Raw genomic sequence first — 21,287 nt, forward strand, 5'->3', positions numbered from 1 at the left:
AGATCCTCGGCATAACCGGCTGGGTTGCAAGCCCTCGCCGTACAGAGCGGCGGCGTCGGCGGCGGGACCGGAGCGCCTGTGACATGCCCTTGCGGGGTGCCCGGCGGTGCGGAGCGGCGGCCGAAAGCGGTCGCTGGCATCCATCTTACAAGCATGTCTTTTCGCAGGTCAACGGTACGCATCACGCCGCCCGGTCACCGAACACGGACTCGACCAGTTTGTCCACGTAAAAGCTGCCGTACTGGCCGCGGCGCCCGCGAGCCAGGAACACCGTAAGGCGGCCGTGGTGGCACGTCAGGCGCAGCACTCGCGGTTGGACGGTATAGCGCACACCATTTCGCCGGATGATCACACGATGGCACCCGCGGACCCGGCCGCGATCCGACACCTCGTACCAGCCCTCGAAACCGGGCACAGGGAGCCAGGATTCGTGTTCGGTCATCTATGACCGTCCCTTTCCGGGATTCCAGTCGTCGTCGGTCCACACCAGGCCGGCTTGTGCTTCAAACCAGGCTTGGGCGACGGCATCGAGATCGATGGTGGGGTCGTGGTCGACGCGCGCGGCGTCCAGCAGTCTCGCGGCGGCATCGGTCATGGCGGCCAGGCTTTGGCCTTCGTCGTCGAGATTGTCGCGATGGCGGCCGAGGACCACGTCCACCTGCAGCATCTTTTTCGCCAGCACGTCCAGCTCAAGGCTGACATTTTCATGCCAAACCAGGCGCCTGTCGGGGCCGAACTTGATTGCGTTCACGCAGTGCTTGAACGCACGCACGGTGTCTCGTTCGTCGCGGGTCAGGTTCATTGAGTTGTCCTTTCTTTGAGGGCCTTGTAGCCGCCGTTGGCGATGATCCAACGGGCTGCGGCGCGGGTCGCGCTGACGTGTTGGTGGTCCCACATGTCGTGCCAGTCGATTGGGCAGTCGGGGTACGCGACTTTGTGCGCGAGCTTGCTGTGTTCCATGACGCACCTGACGCAGCAGATGATGTCGGTTTCCGTGGTGATGATCCGGCCGCACCTCTTGCCGATTCGGTGCCGGCAGACCGCGCACTGGTCGATGGTGTCGTCGGTCATGTCGCTAACCCCCGCGCCCGTAGTCTGCGATAGGCCGGGCATGTTTCGTCGTGATGCACGTTGATGTGCCAGTGGTCGCCGTCGTGGTACGGCTCGGTTGTCTCACTGAGGCAGTCGGGGCAGCGGTAGGCGGCGGCGAACGCGCGGAGCGCCTGGGGTGCTTTGCGGTTGTTGCGTCGGCGTTCGGCGCGGTTCATCGGTCGTACCCCGCCATAACGCGCTCATGTTTGGTGTGGCATTCGTCGCAGCGTGTGCGCCCCGCTGATTGCTTACGGATTTTGCAATCGATGCACAGCCCGGCGCGGTAAGCCTCATGCTGCTCCATGCTCGCGGGTTTGCCCCCAGTCGCGCCCGTCTCAAAAGGTTGGCGCGACTGGCGATTCGGCACAGTCGCGCCATTGTGTCTTGGCAGGTCATCGCCAGTTGCGCCAGTTGCGCCCGGTTTTTGAGTGCCAGGAGTGCTGCCGCCGTCCTCGGCGCCACTGGGTAGCGCCCAGGACGTGACCCTTGGAAACCCTCGGCTCTCGACAACCACGCGAAGTGATTTGACCGCCCGTTGCAACGTCCGCTCGCTAATGCCTGCCTTGTCGGCCTCGGCCTTGGCGGTCTTGGACGGTATCGGTCCGTTTGTTGTCAAGTAGTTCTGCAGCCACCGCTCAGTGACTGTCTTGGCCTCGTCGTCGCCCCGCGGTTCGGACAGCAGCGTGCGCGCGGTGTGTGGGGTTTGGCCTTCCCATTGCACTCGGGCCGCGGCATACTCGCCGGCTCCGACGAGCCGGTACATCAGCGACTCGGGAGGCGGTCCCAGGTTGGACTTCACCGACGCCAGAACCCGGCGCTCGAGGTCATCGGGATCGGGTGCGACGAGTAGCCCCGCGCGGGCAGCGCCGACGATGCCGATCGAGCCACCGCCGCGGTAGAGGGGATCACGGCCACTTGCTTTGTTCAGGTGCCGCAGTAGCAGCACGGTGCAGCCGGTGCGATCGGCCAGAGCCGCCAGCCGGGACAGCACCCGTCGAATGTCTTGGTCCTTATGGGAATCGGTGCCGTCAGGGAGATAGGCCATCACGACATCGATTACCAGCAGACGTGCGCCGGTTCGGTTGATTGCCCCCGCGAGGGCGGCGATGTCGGCAAGCGTCGGCGGCCGCAAGATGCGCTCTCCATGCTCATCGAGGATTGGCACGCCTTCGATGGCGTGAACCTTCGCCACGTCGGCGCCAGCGGCGTCGAGCCGCGGTCGCACAGTGTCAGCCAGGCCATCCTCGGCGGACATGATCAGCACCGCGCCACGGTGCTCGCAGACTGAGCCGTCCGGCCATGAGCCGCCCGTTGTTACCGTCGCGGCGAACGAGAGGGCAAGCGTGGACTTACCGAGTCCGGGATCACCATCGAGCGTTACTAACTTGCCGACGGGGATACGGCCGGGCCACAGCCACGACACTCGCTCTGGCTCAACGTCGGCCAGTCGGGTTAGCGCAACTGGCACCATCTCGCACTCGATGGCTACCAGTTCATCGAGGTTCTTACCGGCGGCGATGTGGTCGGCGGCGTCCTTGCCGACGGCGGCCTCGACGATGCGCACCGATCTAGCGATTCCGCGCAGCAGCTCGGCGACCTGGGCGGCGTGCTCGCGGCCGGCATTATCCTTGTCGGCGACGATGATCACGTCCCTGCCTTTCAGCACCGACCAGTCGTAGCGGCCAAGATGCTTCTGCCCGGCGCCTTGTGGCGGGGAGACAGCTACTCCGCTGATGGCCTCAATCGCGAGGACGTCCTTTTCGCCTTCGGCGACGTAGACGGTTTCTGCCTCGCCAATCCGGTCCGCACGAAACAGGCTGCGGTCGGCGGTATCGCCTTCCTGCCAGAACTTCTTGGCCGGGGTGCGGCGTACCTGGCGGCCGTTCGGGTACCGGTATGTCGCACCGTTGCGGCGGTCGTCGAATAGATCGGCCATCGTCAGGCCGTAGGCGGCGAGGACGTCTGGGGTATCACACCCGGCATGACAGTAGATCAGGACTTGTGTCTCGATCCCTGTTACCGATACAGACGGGTTGCTGTCGTCGTGGTGACCGCATTGCAGCATTGCGCGACACGGCCCGGTTTCCCTGACGATGTACCCGCGGCTCCTGGCGGCCTCGATCAGCCGCTCGTAGGCGCTCACCCGAGACCGCCTTGTGGGCGATGTCCGTTAGACTGGTGGCACAGAGTGATGTCTGTCGTGGCCGCCCGGTTCCCCGCCGGGCGGTTTCTTTTAGGCGGCATCGTTCCCGCCGAATTGTTCGTCCTCCCAGGCGATCACGTCACTGAGCCGATAGCGGGCGTGGCGTCCAAACAGGGCGTATTTCGGGCCAGTGCCCTTGTGTGCCCACTGCGCGAGCGTTGCCACCGGGATCTTCTCGCGGGCGGATACTTCTTGGCGGGTCAACCAAACGTCTGCTGACATCGAAAGCCTCCCTTGTGGGGTATTACGCAACTCGCCACAGTTTTGAGTTGCACTGATGTGATTCCAACACATCGCGTCGTAACCCGCAAGTTATGGTATGTTCTGCGTGTGTCTCCACAATCGCCGCAAGATTGGGCCGAGGAACAGGCCGCTCGAGTCGCGCAGGAGGTTCGCCGGCTCAGGCGGGATCGCGGCCGATCCGCGCAGTGGCTAGCGGACAGGACTGCCGAACTGGGCTATACGGTCACCCGGCCGGTGATCGCGGATCTGGAGAATGGCCGGCGCAAGTACGTGACCACCGCCGAGCTGGTGGTGTTGGCCCGTGCGCTGAACACGACGCCGATCGCGCTGCTGTACCCCGACCCGGTTAGCGACGACGAGATCAAGATGCTGCCAACTGCTGACGTGAGTGTGTCGAGCGGGTTTGCACTGCAATGGTTTTCAGGGCTCGTCGATGTGCCAACGGATTTCATATGCGATGACGCCGCCGAGTACCTCGCCAACCTTAAGCCAGTGGAGACAGCGCGGCAGATTTGGGAACTCGACGGGCAAAAGGCCGCGCTGATGAAAGAGGGATTAGACAAGTCGGGCAAGGAGAAGCGGGAGATCCTTCTCGCGATAGCCCAAGTTCAACGTCAGATCGACAAGCTGAGGGGTACCGATGGCGGGTAGGCCGCCGCTGCGGATCGGCGCGCACGGCAAGATCACACGGACATATCTCGGCGGCGGGGTGTGGATGGCACGCTGCCGATACCGCGACAGCGACGGCGTAACCCGGATCGTCGAGCGGCGCGGGCCAGCCGATGAACACGACCAGCACGGCAAGCTGGCAGAAGATGTGCTGATCGAGGCATTGATGGCACGGCGGTCGTGCGACGGCGACGAGATCACGCTCGACACCAGGATTATGGCGCTAGTCGATGCGCACATCGACCGCCTGGCCGAGGATGGCCGGTCGATCCGGACAATCGACACCTACCGCTACTGCGCGAAGCTGCTGGCGAAGATCATCGCCGGTGTGCGTGTAGGTGAGTCGACGCCGGCCCGCATCGACGCCGCCATCCGGTCGATGCGCCGGGCGCATGGCGACGTGATGGCGGTGCAGTCCAAGACGATCCTCAAGGGCGGCCTGCACCTAGCAGTGATGGCGAACGTGATCGGCTCCAACCCGGTCCGGGACGTGTCGCCGATCCGGTCGAGGCCCGGGCCGAAAGGTGCGCCCGCACTGACGGCCGACGAATTGCGCGGCCTGCTGGCGAAGCTGCGTGCATCTGACTACTGCCAGCGCAATGACCTCGTCGATCCGATCACTTTGTTTATCGCCACCGGGGAGCGAATCTCGGAGCTACTGGCCCAGCTCTGGACCGACTTCGACGAGCAGGCCGGAATGGTGTCGGTCACCGGAAAGCTGGTGCGAGCGGCCGGTAAGGGTCTGGTGCGTGTCAACTACGAGGCCAAGACACCCGCAGGGCTGCGTACGATCCCGTTGCCGCGCTTCGCCGTCGAGACCTTGTGCCAGCGTCGCAGCAAGCCATATCTCGGCGAGCAGACGATGATCTTCCCGTCGACCGCCGGCACATGGCGTGATCCGGACAACTTCCGCGCCCGCTGGCGCAAGGTACGCGACGACCTCGGCGTGCCGGACGTGACTCCGCACAGCTTCCGCAAGGCGCTGGCGACGTTAATCGACGACGAAGGGCTATCAGCGCGGATTGGCGCCGACCACCTGGGCCATGCCCGCGTGTCCGAGACTCAGGACACCTACATGGCGCGGGGCCGGTCGCACAGGGTGGTTGCCGACCTATTGGACCGAGCCATAAGCGATGAATAAACGATGGATTCGTGCGGACTCAGCGGAAAAATAGCCTCTGGCGTGCCCCCGGCAGGATTCGAACCTGCGACACCGGCTTTAGGAGAGCCGTGCTCTATCCCCTGAGCTACGAGGGCGGACCGGCTGGCAGCTTACCGCGAGCGGTCATCGGAACTCCGCGATCACCTTCGCGAAAGTCTCGACGTGGCTCTCCTGCGCGGTAAACGACGTCAGCCCGTACGTTTCACGGTAACCGCGCAATGTGTCGGCGATGTCGCGCGGCGAGCCGCTCAGCACGGCGGGCATCGCCAATAACTCCTCATCGGACAGCGTCGGCGCATACCTGCGGGTCAGCCGCAGGTCGGGTATCCCGGAATTGTCTGACGGCACAGCGGTGATCGCGAGGTTCAACTCGAGATCTTCAAACCGGTCACCGGCGGCGGCGCGGACGAACTCGACGCGTTCGGCAAGCGGGTCGCCGATCCCGCGGGGGTTGGCACCCGTCAGTCCGATGATGTCGGCACGCTGCGCGGCCACGGTCAGCAACCGATCTCCGTTGCCGGCGATCAAGATCGGCACGCTCGGAAGGTGCTGCTTGAGATAAGTAGTGACGTGCTCGAGATGGTCGACACGTTGCCGTGCGCTCGGATACGGCAGCTCGGCAGCCTCGAACTCCTCGCGCACGTAGCCGGCGCCGAGGCCGAGCTCGAGACGGCCGTCGCTGAGCAGATCGACCGCGCCGGCGTCGCGGGCCAGTAGGGCGGGTTTGTAGAAGCCCGCGTTGAGCACATAGGTCCCCAGCCGGACCGTCGACGTGACTGCCGCGACCGCGGTCAGCGCGGGAAATGGGGCCGGGGCACCGAGATGGTCGGGTAGATGAAGGACGTCGAACCCGAGATCCTCAAGCCGTCTGGCCTTGTCCTGCAACGCAATGCGAGACTTTACGGCGTGGATGCCCACAGAAAAGCGAAAGTCTCTAGTCATGGTCACCTCCGAGTTTCCACGAGCGGGCGGCGGCCGCAAGTCCCTGCACCAGGGCAGACGTCACCGGCGACAAGCCGTCGTCGCCAGGCAGCGGACTGCGCGGGCTGATGCCCCTGACCCGGCTCGGCAGTTCCAGCTGCGCCCCGCCGTCACGCGTCCGGTTGACCGGATTGTGCGGATGCAGCCCCCGTAGCTCCAGCGGGATCTTGTCGAGGTCGGTGACGACCTGATAGCCGGGCAGGTCAAGGTGGCGGGCCAGATGCGCGGCCAGCGCGCGATTACTGCCGCCCGCCAAAAGCTGTGTGCCGCGGCCGATCCGGCCGTAGCCGTGCACCGACACCGTGACGTCGACGTGGTCGAGGAACTCCGCCAGCCGGGCCGATTCTTGCGCATGGAAGCGCGCCGACGACAAATGGTGCGGATAGCGGTCGGGGTGCCGAACCAGATACACCGACGCGTCAGCGGCATCGGCTGCACGTTCGGCGATCGTGTCGGTCATCTGCTCCAGGCCGCCGCCGTGAATGGCGAGAAAACCAAAACGTGACCGCAGCCGGCTGACCTCGATCACCCCGGCGTCGGACAGCAGCTCGGAAAACGACTGCGGCGCAGGCGATGTGGGGCGCAATGGGCGCGGCCAATGAGCGGGGTCCCACCGACGCAGGAAGGCGATCCAGCGTTGTGGCAGCTTGTGATGGATTGCGCCGTCGATGATGCGCTCGAGGTAGCCCGGTCGCGGCGCGCCCGGATTCACCCGGTGGTCGATGTAGACCCAGGCAGACGACGGCCCGTCGGCGGTGTGCACGGTCAACCTGTCTCGGCGGTAGCGGCGTGGCACACCCTCCGCACTGTCCAAGGTCGCCAGATCGTGATCGGAGATATGCCAGACCACGCCGTGCACGTGGTTGCCGTCAAACGGTTCGACGGTGGCCACTCCGCGCTGGTTGATCAGCCAGTCGTGGTCGCCGAGCACCGCCGGCCGCGGATCGACCGCGTCGGGGCAACGCTGCGTCATCTGCCGTACGCACAGGTTGGACCCGTACGCGAAGTAGGCATGACGGCCAGCGGCCATTCAGCCCGTCACGGTCAGGTAGATCAGCATCACATTAAGCAGACTAATCATCACGCCGACCACCCAGCCAACAGCGGTGGTGACGCGCTGATTGGCGTCGGCGCCCATCAGTGTTGGGTCGCTGGTCAATCGGACCAGCGGAATCAGCGCGAACGGGATGCCGAAGGACAGCACGACCTGCGAGAGCACCAGCGTGCGGGTGGGGTCGAAGCCGCAGGCCAGGATCAGCAACGCGGGCGTCAGGGTGACCAGCCGGCGCACCAGCATCGGCACCGAGCGATACAGCAAACCCTGCATGATCATCGCTCCGGCGTAGGCGCCCACCGATGACGAGGCCAGCCCCGACGTCAGCAGCCCGATGGCGAAGAACACCGCGATCGTCGGATTCACCGTGTCGCGAACGGCCGCGTATGCGCCCTCGATGGAACCGGTTTGGTGGCCCTGCATGTTGAGCGCCGCGACAAGCAGCATCGCCCCGTTCACTCCGCCGGCCACGACCATCGCCAGCCCGACGTCCAACCGGGTGACGCGCAGCAGCCGACGCCGCTGCGGCCCCGGCGCGGGATGTCCGTGCCGGTCGCGGGCCAGCCCGGAGTGCAGGTAGACGGCATGCGGCATCACCGTCGCGCCGAGCATCGCCGCCGCCAGCAGCACGCTTTCGGTGCCGCGGAACCGTGGCAGCAAACCGCCGACCACTTCGTTGGGCGGCGGCGTCGCGACAAAGAAACTGGCCGTGAACCCGATGGCGATCACCAGCAGTAGTCCGGTGATGACGCGCTCGAACATCAGCTGCCCGCGGCGATCCTGGATGCCCAGCAGCAGCAACGACACCACTCCGGTGATCGCCCCGCCGATCAGCAATGGCAGGCGGAACAAGATGTGCAACGCGATGGCACCGCCGATCACCTCGGCGACGTCAGTGGCCATCGCGACGATTTCGGCCTGGCCCCAGTAGGCCAGCCGAATCGGACGGCTCATCTGTACGCCGACGGCCTCCGGCAGCGTGCGCCCCGTCACCAGCCCGAGCTTGGCTGACAGGTACTGCACCAGCCCGGCCATCACATTCGCTACGACGATGACCCAGAGCAGCAGAAACCCGAACTGCGCGCCCGCGCTGACGTTGGCCGCGACATTGCCGGGGTCGACATAGGCGATGGCGGCGACGAACGCGGGCCCGAGCAGATACCAGCTCGTCTTGGCCGGAGCGCGAGTGTCCTGCCGGGTCACCTAACTCACTTCCAGTACGCGAATAAGAAAGTTAGGTTAACCGAAACATTCAGCCGGGCGAGTACAACCCCCGGCCGGTGACCAGTGGCAGATCCAGGGTGGTCCGGATCCCGGGCGCAGCGGCGACCACGGCCGGGATCGCGTTGACGACCCGCATCGCAGTGGCCACCAGCCCGGCGTGGTTGTGGTCGCCGTTCGGGCTGCTCAGGCAAATGTCGACGGCATACGACGGTTCCCCGGTGATTTCGATGCGGTAGGAGCCGCCGGGCTGGGCCGGCTGCGGCCAGTCCGGGCGCAGGTCTTCCCGCAACCGGGTCACGTGTTCGAGCACGACCGCCGGTTGGCCGTCGAGCATCCCGAGCACCTCGAACCGCAACGCCGCCGCACTGCCCTTGGGGATGTGTCCGGAGGCGATGTCGAAATCCTCGGGCGCCGGGTCGCGCACGTACCGCTCGGTGACCTCGTCCAGCTCGATGCCCAAACCGGCCGCAAGCTGACGGACGACCGACCCCCACGCCAGGCTGAGCACACCGGGGTGCAGCAGCATCGGCGTCTCGTCGATCGGCTTGCCGAACCCCATCACGTCGAACATCACGGTCGCGCTGTCATAGGTGGCATAGTCGACGATCTCCATGCATCGCACCTGCTGGACACTCTGGCACGTGCCCGCCAACGCGAGCGGCAGCAGATCGTTGGCAAACCCCGGGTCGATCCCATTGACGAACAGGCTCGAATTGCCTTCTCGCGCCGCGTCTTCGATCGGTGTGAGCATCTCCTGCGGAAACACCTGCCACGGGTATTGCAGGAACACCGCGCTGCTGCCGACGACGTTGACCCCGGCGGCCAGGATCCGCCGGTAATCGTCGAGCGCCTCGGGCAGCCGGTTGTCGGCCATCGCGGTGTAGACGGCGCACTGCGGCCCGGTGGCAAGCACCTGGTCCAGGTCAGTGGTCGCGGTGATCCCGGTCGAATCCGGCAGTCCGGCAAGCTCTGCGGCGTCCTTGCCGGCCTTGGCCTGCGACGACACCCACACGCCGGTGAGCTCGAATTCGGGGTTGTTGATCAATGCCTTCAATGCGTGGCCACCGACATTGCCGGTGCCGATCTGGGCGACTCGAATAGCCATGGTCACAGGTCCGGGATCGGGAGGTCGAGGTTGGGAAAAGTGATGCCGCCGTCGACTTCGAGCACCTTGCCGGTCAGGTAGGCGCCAGCGGGAGACGCCAAATATACTGCGGCGGCGGCGATTTCATCGGGATCACCGAGGCGGCGCAGTGGTGTGGCCTTCTCCATCGGTGCGCGCAGCTCGTCGTTGGAGGCGACGATGTCCAGCGCCGAGGTGGCGATCGACCCCGGCGCGATGGCGTTCACCCGGATCCGCGGGCACAGGTCCAACGCGGCCAGCCGGGTGTAGTGGGCGAGTGCGGCCTTGGCGGTGCCATAGGCGGCGAAGCCGCGTCCGGCCACCCGTCCCATGGTCGAGGTGATGTTGATGATGCTGCCGCCGCCGGAGTGCTCGAGCATCAGCGGCGCCGCTGCCGTCGTCAGCGCGTGGGCGGTGCCCACGTTGAACGTGAACGCGTCCTTGAGGTCTTTGGTCGACGTGTTCAACAAGGCGTTGGGCATGGTGCCGCCGACGTTGTTGACGACGATGTCGAGCCGGCCGAACGCTTCGACGGCCTGGTCGGCCAGCTTTGCCGTCGCCTCCGGATGGGCCAAGTCGGCGGCGACCACCTGGGCGCGACGGCCGGTGGCACGAACCTTTTCGGCAACGGCCTCTAGTTCGGATTGTGTTCGCGACGCGATGAGGACGTCGGCGCCGACGTCGGCGAAAGCTAGCGCGATGGCCGCACCAAGTCCGCGCCCACCGCCGGTGATCACGGCGACCTGGTCGTCGAGCCGGAATTTGTCGAGTATCACGGCCGACACGGTAACAGGCCGCAACCGTGTTACGCGATACGTTTCTGAAACACGTTCTAGTTTGTCTGGTGGGCGCCCCGACAGCCCTAGCGCGCCTCGTGCCGGCCTTCGGTTTCGACCGTTTCCGATGTCGCGTCCTGCTGACGGGTCTCCGAGTCGCCCGGCGTCGGATCGAGAGTGTCGGCGTGCTCGGCCCGCTGGCGCAGCTCGTCGCGAGAAGTCGCTGTCTCCTCGCGATGAGCCGCGGCGCGCTGCTCCAACCGGGCTGCTTCAGCCGCCTTCGCCTCGGCTTCGGCTTGCGCGGCGCGTGCCTTGGAGGCCGTCTCGTCGGCAAGTGCCTCGCGCTTTTCCACTCTGGCGGTATCGGCTTGGACTTCCTGTCGGATGTTCCGCGCCTCGAGCCTGCGTCGGCGCTGGGTGGCCTTCTGCGTGATGAAGACGGCGAGGGCGATCAGCACAATCGCGACGACCGCGGCGATGACTATCCAGATGACAGTGGTGGTAGTCATGTCAGCTCCTTTTGTCGAGCATTAGACGTGTGTGCAGGATGCCCAACGCCGCCGCCTTTCAACCGCCTCAGCGCGCAGGTCCGCGCCGCCGAGGGCCCTTTGGGCGAAATACATCTTTGATCTTTTCGCCGGCGTCCTTCAGGTCAGCGCCTCGCTGAGCATCTTTGCCTTCGGCCTCGAGCCGGGCGTCTCGGCTGAATCGACCGATGATCTCCTTGGCCTTGCCGCGGAGCTTTTGTCCTTTGTTCCTGGCCTTGTCTGAGGTAGCCATCGCCAATCCTTTCGTCGATGGGGCTGTCACCTCGCGGGGTACCCGCAGTCAGCAGCCGGTAACCGGCTCTGCGCGCCGCAACGAAAGGGATGTTCAGGACTTGGAACCGGCCCTGGCCGGTGTCTTCTTGGCGGATGACTTCTTGGCCGGTGACTTCTTGGCAGCCGTCTTTTTCGCCGGAGCTTTTCTGGCCGCCTTTTTTGCGGGGGCTTTCTTCGCCGGAGCCTTACCGTCGCCGGAGCGGGCCTTCACGCTGGCTTCCAGCTTGGCGAGCAGATCGGAAACGTCCTCGGTCTCGTCCAGCTCGGTCGGTTGCTCCTCGACGGTAAACGCTTCTCCGCCTTGGAGTTTGGCCTCGACCAACTCGTGCAGCTGCTCCTGATAGTCGTCGTGGTAGCGGTCGGGGTTGAAGTCGTCGGCCATCGACTCCACGACCTGTGCGGCCATCTTCAGTTCCGCCGGTTTGACGTCGACCTTTTTATCCAGCACGGGGAAGTCGGGGTCGCGGATCTCGTCAGGCCACAACAACGTATGGATCACCATCACGTCGCGTTTGCTGAAGTCCTTGACCCGCAACGCTGCAAGCCGCGTCTTGTTGCGCAGCGCGAAATGCACGATCGCTACTCGGTCTGTCTCTGCCAGCGTCTTGGCCAGCAGCACATAGGATTTCGACGACTTCGAGTCGGGCTCCAAGAAGTAGCTGCGGTCATACAACATCGGGTCGAGGTCGCTGGCAGGAACAAACTCCAACACCTCGATCTCGCGGCTGCGCTCTTCGGGCAGCGTCGCGATGTCGTCGTCGGTGATCACCACCATCTGACCGTCGTCGGATTCGTATGCCCGTGCGACATCGCGGTACTCGACGACCTCGCCGCACACCTCGCAGACCCGCTTGTACCGGATGCGGCCGTTGTCCTTGGCATGCACCTGATGAAACTTGATGTCGTGGTCCTCGGTGGCGCTGTACACCTTGACCGGCACATTCACCAGGCCGAAGGCGATGGAGCCCTTCCAGATGGAACGCATGTAGACAGTATGCCCACAAGATCAGCGGGGTAAGCGCCTAAAGCGCCCCCGCCGCCGCGTCCAGCGCGGTCCGATCGGGCAGGTCAGCGCCGGCGCGGGCCACCGTCAACGCCGCGGCGATGCTGGCCTTGTCCAGCGCAGCGGTCAGCGTGTCCGGCCGAATCCGGCGCAGTTCACCGCGCCGGTCGGCGCCCAGCAGGTCCATCGCCCACAGCGCGTCGATGAGACCGGCCATGAACGCGTCGCCCGCGCCGACGGTGTCCACCACCTGCACCGGGCGGGCCTGCACCTGCGCCACGCCCGCGGCGCAGACCGCCATCGCCCCCCGGCCACCCATCGTCACCACGACGACGGACGGACCTAACGCCAGCCAGGTCGAGGCCAGCCGCTCAAGCGGACGGTCGGGGTCGATCCAGCGCAGGTCCTCCTCGCTGACTTTCACAATGTCGCTGCGCTCGACGAGATGCTCGATGCGTTCGCGGGCCAGATCCCGGTCGACGATCAGCGGCGGACGCACGTTGGGGTCGAGGGTGACCGTCGCCGACAGGTGGTAGGTGTCGATGAGCGCGGCGACCGCCAGGCAGCCGGGTTCCCGCACGGCAGCGATCGACCCAGTGTGCACGAAAAGCGGTGGGGCCACCTCCGGTGTACCGGAAAGCTGCCAGTCCAGATCGAATACATAGTCGGCAGAACCGTCATCGCCGATGCGAGCCCGCGCCGTGGGCGTTCGGGCCGCGGTCGAGGTATCCGAAAGAAGCTGCGCACCAGCAGTATTGACATACTCGGCGATTCGGCGGCCGTACTCGTCGTCGCCGATACGGGTGAGGAAGTCGACGTCGCGACCCAACCGGGCCAGTCCGACGGCGACGTTTAGTGGGCTGCCGCCGACATGCTCGGCGGTGATCTGGTCGTCGCGCTCGACGATGTCGATCAGCGATTCGCCGATCACCAGGCCACGGGTCATCGCAGCAGAGCCTCCAGTGTCGCCCGAGCTCCATTGCGGTGCAACGAATCCAGCGCCCAGCGGTATGCCTGGACGAAGCGTGGCTGGTGGGCCAGATCCCCGAACAAGGCGATCTCGATGAATGCGGTGGGATTCTCGTACTGCGATTGCGCGATCGGCACCAGCGAGTCCGCCAGCTGGTCAACCACTTCGATGGGCTCACCCCGCTCGTCGACACCCTCGGCGTATCGAGCCCAGCTCGCCACCACCGCCGCCGCCAGCCGGACCGGCCCGTCGTTTTCCAGGTTGTCGCAGATTACGGGAAACAGCCACTTCGGGATGCGATCCGACGAGTAGGCGCACAGCCGCGCAACGGTGTCGCCCACCCCGGGGTTCGCGAACCGCTCGATCAGTGTGCGGCTGTAGTCATGCAGGTCGATGCCGGGTACCGGTGCCAGTGTCGGGATGGCCTCGGAATCGAAATAGGCCAGCAGGAATTCGACGAACGACGGATCGCGCGCGGCGTCGTGAACGAACTTGAAGCCGCATAGGCGCGCGAAGTAGCACAGGCACTGATGCCCCGCATTGAGCAGCCGCAGCTTCATCATCTCGTACGGGACGACGTCGTCCACCAGCAGTGCGCCCGCCTGCTCCAATGGCGGCCTGCCGGCACCGAAACAGTCTTCGATGACCCACGCAGCGAAGGGCTCGGTCAGCACCGGCCACCGGTCGGCTACGCCGAAGTCGCGCTGTACCGCAGCGGCCATCTCCGGCGTGGTGGACGGGGTGATCCGGTCGACCATCGAACTAGGGAACCGGGTGTGCTCCGCCACCCACTCGGCGAGACCGGGATCCCGGCATTCGGCATTCGCGAGGACGACCCGCCGCGCGACCTGACCATTGCTCTCGATGTTGTCGCAGGACAAGATTGTCGGTGCGGCGATCCCGCGGTCGCGACGCCTGGCCAGAGCCTCGGTGATCAGCCCGAATGCGGGCCCGTCGGGGTCCCGGTAACCACCCTCGGTGATGGTCAGCGAAATGATCCGGGTGGATGGCGCGGCCATCACCTCGAGCGCGGCCTCCGGATCGTCTGGGGCGTACCGATAGTCGATGATCGAGCCGATCACCCGCGCGTCCCGGCTGCCGTCCGGGTGCTGCTGAATCAGCGTGTACAGCCCGTCCTGGTCACGCAGGACGTCGCGCATCGGCCAGTCGGCGGGCAGGACTCCCACCCCGCAGATGCCCCAATCGCGCGCCACGCCTTGTTCCAGCAACCGGTCGATGTACATGGCTTGATGCGCTCGATGAAAGTGACCTGCCCCGATATGCGCGATACCGACGCCGACGCTGCCCCGGTCGTAGCTCGGCGCTGCGATCGGCAGCTTTGGTAGCGCGGCGTTGTTCAGATCCATCGCTTTAGCGCCTACCTCAGTGGGGAAAAGTCACCTGTCACAGTAGACAACATGAGGACATCGGCGAGCCCGTGCCACGAGTCGGTTATCGCGACTGCGCCTGCATCAATCAATTCCGCACTGCGGCAACGCCGTTCGTCGGCCGGCACGAACATGAGGTTACCGATGGTGAGGTAACCGGCCGCGACCGCGGAGATGACACCGGGCACGGAGTCTTCGATGGCCAGACCGTGGTGGGCCTCGATGCCCAACACCCGGCCGGCGTGCAGGTATACCGCGGGGTCCGGTTTGCTCGTCGGCTCGGGAAGGGAGTCTTCGGCGCTGAAGCGCAAGTGCGCTGGGATCAGCGGATCGAGGCCGGTGGCCGCGAAACTGGCATCCAGGCGCTTGGTGGCGCTGGAGCTGACCGCTGCCAACGAGTATCGAGCGGCGAGGGCTTGCAGTGGTTCGAGCACCTGCGGGTCTGGCCGTAGGGTGGCGGCCAGATGAGCGGTGACGTGCTCGCGTTCCTGGCGCACCCATTGCTCGAGTTCGTCAGGGTCGACAGACACCCCGGCCTGCACGGCCAGGTCGGTCGCGGTGCTGCGGAAGTTCTTTCCGACGGCCTGCTTGCGCAGCTCCTCTGCGGTAAAGGGGGCGGGCACGCCGAACCTGGTCAGAAAGCGCTTGATCACCTCGACCGAGGCGACGAATGCCGGTTTTTCGGAAGGGAAAAGGTTGTCATCGGCGTCGCAGAGCAACGTGGTGATCGGTGCAGGGTCGAATTGACGCACAAACTTCAGCGGCTGGCTCATAGCAACACCAGCTCCCGCGCGCTGTCCCGCAACGCTCGGCGCAGTGTCGGTGTCACACCATGCACATCGATGTCGGCAATCATCTCGCTGAGGCGCTCCGCGAAGCCGGGAATCAAGCGTAGGTCAGCGAAAATCTCGTGCCGCAGCAATGGAACAGGGTCGGTGCATTCCATGTTCGCCAACTTGGTCAGCAATTCTGACTGCGGGTCGTCGATGCGGATTTCGCGACCGTCGAGGTCGTAGCCGCGCAGATACCGGGCCCACCCGGCGAGGGCCAGCATCAGCAGAGTGTGCGGTCGATCCTGCTCGATCGCCTCCTGCAGGGACGGCAGTAGGAACGACGCGATCTTCTCCGATCCCCGGCGCGCGAGTCGCGACAGCTGGTCGCTCATCTGGGGATTGCTCAACCGAGTGAGCAACGTTTCCCGATAGCCCGGTGTGTTCATTCCGGGCACTGCCGGTAGCAGCGGCTGGATCTCCTCGCGCATGAGATGCTCGACGTAATCGAAAATCACGTCGTTGCCCATCGCCTCATCGGTGCGCTGGTAGCCGTCCAGAGTGGCCAAACAGGCGATCGCGATATGAGTTCCATTGAGCAGCCGAGTCTTAACCAGCTTGTGGTCGCTGACATCGGCGACGAACTGGGCGCCGACCTCATCCAGCGGCGGGCGGCCGTTGCTGAAAGCGTCCTCGATGACCCATTGGCAATACGGTTCCGTCAGCACCGGCCACTTGTCGGCGATGCCGAATGTGTGCGCCACGAATTGACGCTCCGAGTTCGACGTCCGTGGGGTGATGCGGTCGACCATGGTCGACGGGAATGCGACATGTCTGTCGATCCAGCGGGCAAGCCCCGGGTCCTTCAACGCGGCGAACGACACCAACGCAGTCCGCGCCGCCTGGGTGTTGCCGGGAATGTTGTCACAGCAGAGCACCGTAAACGGGGCAGTACCGACGCGGCGACGCCGGTCGAGCGCCTCGGCCAGGTATGCCCACGCGGTGACAAAGCAATCCGACGCGACAAGGTCAGCACGCACGTCGGGGTGGCTGGCGTCGAACTCGCAGGTAACCGGATCCAGGTAGTACCCGTTGCCGGTAATCGTCAGACTGACGATGCGCGTTTGCGGGTCGGCCAGCGCGGCACGGACCGCAGCGCTGTCGCTCGGTGCGTATTGGTACGACGCGATCGAGCCGATCACGCGGGCCGTCTGGTGGTCATGGCCGCGTTGTACAACGGTGTACAACCCATCCTGAGCCGACAGCACGTCTTTTACGTCGCGGGACCGCAGGCTGACGCCGGTGACTCCCCACCGATGGGAAATGCCCGAGCGGGCAATGTCGTCGAAGTAGACGGCCTGGTGCGCGCGGTGAAAGTTGCCTGCGCCGATATGAACGACGCCAGGCTGAAGCGCCGACCTGTCATAGGTCGGCACTTCGATTCGTGGCGAATGCAGGGGCAATGTGGCGTCACTCAGCGGGACCCCAGTCGTGCAGCCCCGATCGACGGCGTTCGCAAGGCAGTCGGCTTGGCGCATCGGTCGCCGAACATACCGCTCGTGCACGTGGTCGCGTCAATGAGCAATTCGCCGTTATACCCGACATAGCCGTCCTCAACAGCCGTTTAGGCGGCGCAGTGAGACTCGCCACAGAGTGCCTTGCGCGTAGGTTTACCGTATGGATTCGCCGCGGGCCTGGCCCCCCGAGCCGACAGCGGGGCCCCGGGTGAAGCTGACCAACGCCGACAAGGTGCTGTACCCCGCCACCGGAACCACCAAGGCGGACATCTTCGCGTACTACACCAGCATCGCCGAGGTGATGCTGCCGCACATCGCCGGACGTGCGGTCACCCGCAAGCGCTGGCCCAACGGCGTCGACGAGCCGTCGTTCTTCGAAAAGCAACTGGCCTCCTCGGCGCCCGACTGGCTGCCCCGCGCCAGCGTGGTGCACAAGTCGGGAACGACGACCTATCCGATCGTCGACACTGACATCGGGCTGGCGTGGATCGCCCAGCAGGCCGCGCTGGAGGTGCACGTGCCGCAGTGGCGCTTCGTCGCCGAATGGACCCGGAAGGGCGAAGAACTCAAACCCGGTCCGGCAACCCGGTTGGTGTTCGACCTGGATCCCGGCGAAGGCGTGACGATGACTCAACTCGTCGAGGTGGCACGCGCTGTCCGTGACCTGATGGCCGACATCGGGCTGACCACATATCCACTCACCAGCGGCAGCAAGGGAATTCATCTCTACGCTCCGCTGGACAAGCCGATAACCAGCCGGGGCGCGGTGGTGCTCGCCAAACGTGTTGCCCAGCAACTGGAAAAAGCGATGCCCAAACTGGTCACCTCGACCATGACCAAGAGCCTGCGGGCTGGCAAGGTGTTCTTGGATTGGAGCCAGAACAACGGGTCCAAGACCACGATCGCGCCGTATTCGCTTCGCGGGCGCGAACATCCGACCGTCGCCGCGCCACGCACCTGGGAGGAGCTGGACGACAAAAAGCTTCGCCATTTGCGCTATGACGAGGTCCTGGCGCGAGTCGAGCGAGACGGGGACTTGCTGGCCGGGCTGGACGCCGATGTGCAGACGCGGGATCGGCTGACCAAATACCGCAGCATGCGCGATCCGTCGAAAACTCCGGAGCCGGTGCCCAGCGTCAAACCGACCACGGGGCAAGGCAATACCTTCGTCATCCAGGAGCATCACGCCCGTCGGCTGCACTATGACTTCCGCCTGGAACGCGACGGTGTGCTGGTGTCGTGGGCGGTGCCCAAGAACCTGCCCGACACCCCTGCGGTCAATCATCTGGCGGTGCACACCGAGGACCATCCGCTGGAGTACGCCAGTTTCGAAGGCACCATCCCGAAGGGCGAGTACGGCGCCGGCAAGGTGAGCATCTGGGACTTCGGCACGTATGAGGCCGAGAAGTTCCGCGACTCCGGCGAAAAGGGAGAGGTCGTCGTCACCCTGCACGGCAAGCGGATCTCCGGGCGCTATGCGCTGATTCAGACGAACGGCGATCAATGGCTGGCACACCGGATGAAAGACCAGAAGGTGTTCGACTTCGACGGGCTGGCCCCGATGCTGGCGACGGAAGGCTCGGTGGCCAACCTGAAGGCATCGCAGTGGGCCTTCGAGGGCAAGTGGGACGGTTATCGGCTCCTGGTCGACACCGACCACGGCAGTGTGCGGGTGCGATCGCGCCGTGGACGCGATGTCACCAAGGAATACCCGCAATTAGGCGCTGTCGCAGCCGATCTCGCCGACCACCATTTGGTGCTGGACGGTGAAATCGTCGCGCTCGACCCATCCGGCGTGCCGAGGTTCACCGAGATGCAGAACCGGGTGCGCGCCACTCATATCGAGTTCTGGGCATTCGACCTGCTCTATCTCGATGGGCGATCGCTGCTGCGGGCCCGCTACCGTGACCGTCGGCAGCTGCTGGAAACCCTCGCCGCCGGCAGCAGTGACCTCATCGTTCCCGAGCTGCTGCCCGGTGACGGCCCCGAGGCGCTGGACTACTCGCGCAAGCAGCACTGGGAGGGTGTGGTTGCCAAGAAGCGCGACTCCACCTATCAGCCAGGGCGTCGCTCGGCGTCATGGATCAAGGACAAGCATTGGCAGACTCAGGAAGTCGTCATCGGCGGCTGGCGCGCCGGTGAAGGTGGGCGCACCAGCGGCATCGGTTCGCTGCTAATGGGCATCCCTGGCGAGGGCGGCCTGCACTTCGCGGGAAAGGTCGGCACCGGCTTCACCGAACGCGACCTGGCGAATCTCAAGAAGACGCTGGCGCCGCTGCGCACCGACGAATCTCCGTTCGACGCACCGCTTCCCAGTCGCGACGCCAAGGGTGTGACGTTCGTCGAGCCGGAGCTGGTCGGGGAAGTCCGGTACAGCGAGTGGACATCAGATGGGCGGCTGCGCCAACCCAGTTGGCGGGGCCTTCGACCGGACAAGGAACCGAGTGAGGTCAAACGGGAACCCTCGCATTAGATCCAAGCCCTCGATCACGTCCCCGACGCCGCCGTCTGGTTGGCACTTTCAGTCGAGGCCTAGCTTTACCTTCAACGGTGGACCGACATACGCGACCTGGTGGTCGGCATTGATTTGATCTCGCACAGCGGGATCCGAGCTGTCGTCGAGGACTTCATTCGCGGCGAATACCCCTTCGTAGCCGGCGGGGGTCATGAGGTTTATCACCTTGACGGGCGGCTGGTCCTTGCGGATGTTGTCGAACGTATGCGGCACCCCAGGTGGGATGCTGCAAAAGTCGCCGGGCCCCAGTTCGATGACGTTGTCCCCGAACTGGACCGCCAGTACCCCTTCCAGAACATAGAATGAATCGTCCTGAACGACGTGATAGTGCAGGCCGGGCCCGGAGAGATACTCGACCGTCATTTCGAAAAAGTCGAAACGGCCGCCGGTTTCCTCGCCCGCGGCCTTAAACAGCGACGGCCCTTGCCGGTACGATCTGCCCTCGTGGTTGCGGACAACAATCGGTTTCCGCGTTGACATGTTGTGCTCCTCGTTCTGATACTGACTTTTTAGTGGACGCCTCTGGTGATCGGGGTTGGTCTCCCGCTCAGGCACACAGTGGTTCATGGCGCCGGGCATTTCGTAGCGCATGACCCCACCACTTGACTTGCCGAAGAAGCGATTCGGCGGCGGCGGCGCGTCGCTTCGGATCCTTTGGTACGCCGTCGACGAACTCGTCCCATGCATTCGCAAATGTCACCGTATTGGGAACCGTCATCGCGTTCAACGAGGCGAAGACCAGGCGTAACGCCTCAACCGATCGCAGGCCGCCGGCGACGCCGCCGTAGGAGATGAACCCGACCGCCTTAGCGCACCACTGTTCGACGTGCAGATCAATGAAGGCCTTGATCGACGCCGGGAAGCTGTGGTTGTACTCCGGCGTGACGAAAATGAACGCATCTGCGGCGGCAACCCGCGGAGTGACCGCTCGCATCGTAGACGGTGGATCTATGCCGATTCTGGTGTGCAGGTCGAGCTCCGCGAGATCGATCGTGTCGACGTCGAGACCATCCATGCCAGCGATCTCCCGCAGGAACCATTGCGCGACTGTCGCGCCGAGCCGGCCCTCGCGGTTACTGCCGATGACCACCGCCACGCGGAGCGCCTCAGGGTTATTCATCCAGTCCTCCACTATACTCTGGTAAGTAACTCACGGATGTATCGTAAGGTAGTCACTTACTAGATGCAAGTAGCTATTGTGACGTTAGGTTGGAGGGCGACCTCGGCTGGTACCGTGATAGTCACTTACGAATCACAAGTTGCTATCTAGCCGCGCGTAGGTGGTGAGCAAACGCAATGAAAGAGAGCCATTACGACTTGGGCATGGGCTACTGCCCGAGCTACCACCACGCCGCCGAGCTAGTGGGTCGCCGCTGGAACGGGGTCATCATTCGTGCGCTGCTGCTCGGTGCCACCCGGTTTAACGAGATCGCCGAGCAGATTCCCCAGATGAGCGACAAAATGCTGGCGAGTCGACTGCGCGAACTCGAAGATGAGGGAATTATCCAGCGCACCGTCGAACCCACTGTTCCCGTGCGCGTCGCCTACACCCTTACGGAGAAAGGCCAGGATCTGCATCGCGCGGTGCGAGCCCTCGCCGAGTGGGCGGACTACTGGCTGCCGGAAGACTCCGACGACTGGACAGTCAGCACTAAAGCGCTTCGGAACCAGACGAGAAGGACAGGCCGCACCGCGCGCCGCACGGTTTCCTCCTCCAAGAGGTGATGACCGGGTTGCCTTGTTGCCTGCCCGACGGTCGTGCGGGAGGGTTACCCC

The 21,287-nt window shown here is 64.7% G+C and carries 24 protein-coding genes and 1 tRNA gene; 4 read left to right on the plus strand and 21 right to left on the minus strand.

What is annotated here, in order from left to right; translation table 11 throughout:
* Window positions 1-181: 181 nt before the first annotated feature.
* The 6 genes from AWC06_RS04650 to AWC06_RS04675 form a co-directional block, all read right to left on the minus strand.
* On the minus strand, window positions 182-442 hold the full coding sequence (locus tag AWC06_RS04650) for an NUMOD4 domain-containing protein (RefSeq protein ID WP_085194850.1): 261 nt from the start codon (window positions 440-442) through the stop codon (window positions 182-184).
* Window positions 443-802 (minus strand): hypothetical protein, encoded by a 360-nt coding sequence (locus tag AWC06_RS04655; RefSeq protein WP_085194852.1) that lies wholly within the window; start codon window positions 800-802, stop codon window positions 443-445. It lies immediately after the preceding gene.
* Entirely contained in the window at window positions 799-1,071 is a 273-nt protein-coding gene (locus AWC06_RS04660; RefSeq protein ID WP_085194854.1) for a hypothetical protein, read from the minus strand. The genes AWC06_RS04655 and AWC06_RS04660 overlap by 4 nt, the downstream gene beginning before the upstream one ends.
* On the minus strand, window positions 1,068-1,268 hold the full coding sequence (locus tag AWC06_RS04665; protein ID WP_085194856.1) for a hypothetical protein: 201 nt from the start codon (window positions 1,266-1,268) through the stop codon (window positions 1,068-1,070). The genes AWC06_RS04660 and AWC06_RS04665 overlap by 4 nt, the downstream gene beginning before the upstream one ends.
* On the minus strand, window positions 1,265-3,235 hold the full coding sequence (locus AWC06_RS04670) for an AAA family ATPase (protein ID WP_085194858.1): 1,971 nt from the start codon (window positions 3,233-3,235) through the stop codon (window positions 1,265-1,267). Before AWC06_RS04670 ends, AWC06_RS04665 begins: the two co-directional genes overlap by 4 nt.
* A 90-nt stretch (window positions 3,236-3,325) precedes the next feature.
* Entirely contained in the window at window positions 3,326-3,517 is a 192-nt protein-coding gene (locus AWC06_RS04675; RefSeq protein WP_085194860.1) for a helix-turn-helix transcriptional regulator, read from the minus strand.
* 108 nt (window positions 3,518-3,625) lie between these two features.
* Here AWC06_RS04675 and AWC06_RS04680 point away from each other — a divergent pair, with 108 nt between their 5' ends.
* Together AWC06_RS04680 and AWC06_RS04685 are read left to right on the plus strand one after the other, a co-directional pair.
* The gene (locus AWC06_RS04680; protein ID WP_211281888.1) at window positions 3,626-4,189 is read left to right on the plus strand and encodes a helix-turn-helix domain-containing protein; all 564 of its coding nucleotides are present in this window, start codon (window positions 3,626-3,628) and stop codon (window positions 4,187-4,189) included.
* A complete protein-coding gene (locus AWC06_RS04685) occupies window positions 4,179-5,348 on the plus strand; it encodes a site-specific integrase (RefSeq protein ID WP_085194864.1) in 1,170 nt (389 codons plus the stop codon). Before AWC06_RS04680 ends, AWC06_RS04685 begins: the two co-directional genes overlap by 11 nt.
* 43 nt (window positions 5,349-5,391) lie before the next feature.
* Here AWC06_RS04685 and AWC06_RS04690 read toward each other — a convergent pair.
* From AWC06_RS04690 to AWC06_RS04750, 13 genes are all read right to left on the minus strand, one after another.
* Window positions 5,392-5,464 (minus strand) — tRNA-Arg (locus AWC06_RS04690).
* Between the two features lie 28 nt (window positions 5,465-5,492).
* Window positions 5,493-6,311 carry an LLM class F420-dependent oxidoreductase gene (locus AWC06_RS04695; protein ID WP_085194866.1) on the minus strand — a complete coding sequence of 273 codons (819 nt, stop codon included), beginning with the start codon at window positions 6,309-6,311 and terminating at the stop codon, window positions 5,493-5,495.
* Window positions 6,304-7,380, minus strand: coding sequence for a poly-gamma-glutamate hydrolase family protein (locus AWC06_RS04700; RefSeq protein WP_085194868.1), 1,077 nt, complete (start codon window positions 7,378-7,380; stop codon window positions 6,304-6,306). Before AWC06_RS04700 ends, AWC06_RS04695 begins: the two co-directional genes overlap by 8 nt.
* On the minus strand, window positions 7,381-8,607 hold the full coding sequence (locus AWC06_RS04705) for an Nramp family divalent metal transporter (protein WP_085194870.1): 1,227 nt from the start codon (window positions 8,605-8,607) through the stop codon (window positions 7,381-7,383). It abuts the gene before it with no gap.
* A gap of 49 nt (window positions 8,608-8,656) precedes the next feature.
* The gene (locus AWC06_RS04710) at window positions 8,657-9,733 is read right to left on the minus strand and encodes an NAD(P)H-dependent amine dehydrogenase family protein (protein WP_085194872.1); all 1,077 of its coding nucleotides are present in this window, start codon (window positions 9,731-9,733) and stop codon (window positions 8,657-8,659) included.
* A gap of 2 nt (window positions 9,734-9,735) precedes the next feature.
* Complete coding sequence (locus AWC06_RS04715; RefSeq protein ID WP_085195126.1) at window positions 9,736-10,527, minus strand: SDR family oxidoreductase; 792 nt, start codon at window positions 10,525-10,527, stop codon at window positions 9,736-9,738.
* Window positions 10,528-10,613: 86 nt separating this feature from the next.
* Window positions 10,614-11,036, minus strand: a complete 423-nt coding sequence (locus AWC06_RS04720) for a hypothetical protein (RefSeq protein WP_085194874.1) — start codon at window positions 11,034-11,036, stop codon at window positions 10,614-10,616.
* Window positions 11,037-11,103: 67 nt separating this feature from the next.
* Window positions 11,104-11,307: a CsbD family protein gene (locus tag AWC06_RS04725; protein WP_085194876.1), complete on the minus strand. Its 204-nt coding sequence runs from the start codon at window positions 11,305-11,307 to the stop codon at window positions 11,104-11,106.
* 93 nt (window positions 11,308-11,400) lie between these two features.
* Entirely contained in the window at window positions 11,401-12,333 is a 933-nt protein-coding gene (gene ku / locus AWC06_RS04730; protein WP_085194878.1) for a non-homologous end joining protein Ku, read from the minus strand.
* A 37-nt stretch (window positions 12,334-12,370) separates the two neighbouring features.
* A complete protein-coding gene (locus AWC06_RS04735; protein WP_085194880.1) occupies window positions 12,371-13,297 on the minus strand; it encodes a carbohydrate kinase family protein in 927 nt (308 codons plus the stop codon).
* Entirely contained in the window at window positions 13,294-14,688 is a 1,395-nt protein-coding gene (locus AWC06_RS04740; RefSeq protein ID WP_085194882.1) for a mannitol dehydrogenase family protein, read from the minus strand. The genes AWC06_RS04735 and AWC06_RS04740 overlap by 4 nt, the downstream gene beginning before the upstream one ends.
* Window positions 14,689-14,699: 11 nt before the next feature.
* Window positions 14,700-15,482, minus strand: a complete 783-nt coding sequence (locus AWC06_RS04745) for an HAD family hydrolase (protein ID WP_085194884.1) — start codon at window positions 15,480-15,482, stop codon at window positions 14,700-14,702.
* Window positions 15,479-17,017, minus strand: coding sequence for a mannitol dehydrogenase family protein (locus AWC06_RS04750; protein WP_085195128.1), 1,539 nt, complete (start codon window positions 17,015-17,017; stop codon window positions 15,479-15,481). Before AWC06_RS04750 ends, AWC06_RS04745 begins: the two co-directional genes overlap by 4 nt.
* Before the next feature lie 139 nt (window positions 17,018-17,156).
* Between AWC06_RS04750 and AWC06_RS04755 the strand changes: the two genes are divergently transcribed.
* Window positions 17,157-19,469, plus strand: a complete 2,313-nt coding sequence (locus AWC06_RS04755; protein WP_085194886.1) for an ATP-dependent DNA ligase — start codon at window positions 17,157-17,159, stop codon at window positions 19,467-19,469.
* A gap of 48 nt (window positions 19,470-19,517) precedes the next feature.
* Here the strand turns inward: AWC06_RS04755 and AWC06_RS04760 are convergent, their stop codons facing one another.
* Window positions 19,518-20,102, minus strand: a complete 585-nt coding sequence (locus AWC06_RS04760; protein ID WP_085194888.1) for a cupin domain-containing protein — start codon at window positions 20,100-20,102, stop codon at window positions 19,518-19,520.
* Complete coding sequence (locus tag AWC06_RS04765) at window positions 20,059-20,631, minus strand: NADPH-dependent FMN reductase (RefSeq protein WP_085195129.1); 573 nt, start codon at window positions 20,629-20,631, stop codon at window positions 20,059-20,061. Before AWC06_RS04765 ends, AWC06_RS04760 begins: the two co-directional genes overlap by 44 nt.
* Window positions 20,632-20,807: 176 nt before the next feature.
* Between AWC06_RS04765 and AWC06_RS04770 the strand changes: the two genes are divergently transcribed.
* A complete protein-coding gene (locus tag AWC06_RS04770) occupies window positions 20,808-21,236 on the plus strand; it encodes a winged helix-turn-helix transcriptional regulator (protein ID WP_211281890.1) in 429 nt (142 codons plus the stop codon).
* Window positions 21,237-21,287 lie beyond the last annotated feature (51 nt).

The organism is Mycobacterium fragae (assembly GCF_002102185.1).
Classification (GTDB): domain Bacteria; phylum Actinomycetota; class Actinomycetes; order Mycobacteriales; family Mycobacteriaceae; genus Mycobacterium; species Mycobacterium fragae.

Coding starts and splice junctions, on each gene's coding strand:
- AWC06_RS04650 (WP_085194850.1), bottom strand. CDS start 442: ATGACCGAACACGAATCCTGGCTCCCTGTGCCCGGTTTCGAGGGCTGG.
- AWC06_RS04655 (WP_085194852.1), bottom strand. CDS start 802: ATGAACCTGACCCGCGACGAACGAGACACCGTGCGTGCGTTCAAGCAC.
- AWC06_RS04660 (WP_085194854.1), bottom strand. CDS start 1,071: ATGACCGACGACACCATCGACCAGTGCGCGGTCTGCCGGCACCGAATC.
- AWC06_RS04665 (WP_085194856.1), bottom strand. CDS start 1,268: ATGAACCGCGCCGAACGCCGACGCAACAACCGCAAAGCACCCCAGGCG.
- AWC06_RS04675 (WP_085194860.1), bottom strand. CDS start 3,517: ATGTCAGCAGACGTTTGGTTGACCCGCCAAGAAGTATCCGCCCGCGAG.
- AWC06_RS04685 (WP_085194864.1), top strand. CDS start 4,179: ATGGCGGGTAGGCCGCCGCTGCGGATCGGCGCGCACGGCAAGATCACA.
- AWC06_RS04695 (WP_085194866.1), bottom strand. CDS start 6,311: ATGACTAGAGACTTTCGCTTTTCTGTGGGCATCCACGCCGTAAAGTCT.
- AWC06_RS04700 (WP_085194868.1), bottom strand. CDS start 7,380: ATGGCCGCTGGCCGTCATGCCTACTTCGCGTACGGGTCCAACCTGTGC.
- AWC06_RS04710 (WP_085194872.1), bottom strand. CDS start 9,733: ATGGCTATTCGAGTCGCCCAGATCGGCACCGGCAATGTCGGTGGCCAC.
- AWC06_RS04720 (WP_085194874.1), bottom strand. CDS start 11,036: ATGACTACCACCACTGTCATCTGGATAGTCATCGCCGCGGTCGTCGCG.
- AWC06_RS04725 (WP_085194876.1), bottom strand. CDS start 11,307: ATGGCTACCTCAGACAAGGCCAGGAACAAAGGACAAAAGCTCCGCGGC.
- ku (WP_085194878.1), bottom strand. CDS start 12,333: ATGCGTTCCATCTGGAAGGGCTCCATCGCCTTCGGCCTGGTGAATGTG.
- AWC06_RS04735 (WP_085194880.1), bottom strand. CDS start 13,297: ATGACCCGTGGCCTGGTGATCGGCGAATCGCTGATCGACATCGTCGAG.
- AWC06_RS04740 (WP_085194882.1), bottom strand. CDS start 14,688: ATGGATCTGAACAACGCCGCGCTACCAAAGCTGCCGATCGCAGCGCCG.
- AWC06_RS04745 (WP_085194884.1), bottom strand. CDS start 15,482: ATGAGCCAGCCGCTGAAGTTTGTGCGTCAATTCGACCCTGCACCGATC.
- AWC06_RS04750 (WP_085195128.1), bottom strand. CDS start 17,017: ATGCGCCAAGCCGACTGCCTTGCGAACGCCGTCGATCGGGGCTGCACG.
- AWC06_RS04755 (WP_085194886.1), top strand. CDS start 17,157: ATGGATTCGCCGCGGGCCTGGCCCCCCGAGCCGACAGCGGGGCCCCGG.
- AWC06_RS04760 (WP_085194888.1), bottom strand. CDS start 20,102: ATGCGCTACGAAATGCCCGGCGCCATGAACCACTGTGTGCCTGAGCGG.
- AWC06_RS04765 (WP_085195129.1), bottom strand. CDS start 20,631: ATGAATAACCCTGAGGCGCTCCGCGTGGCGGTGGTCATCGGCAGTAAC.
- AWC06_RS04770 (WP_211281890.1), top strand. CDS start 20,808: ATGAAAGAGAGCCATTACGACTTGGGCATGGGCTACTGCCCGAGCTAC.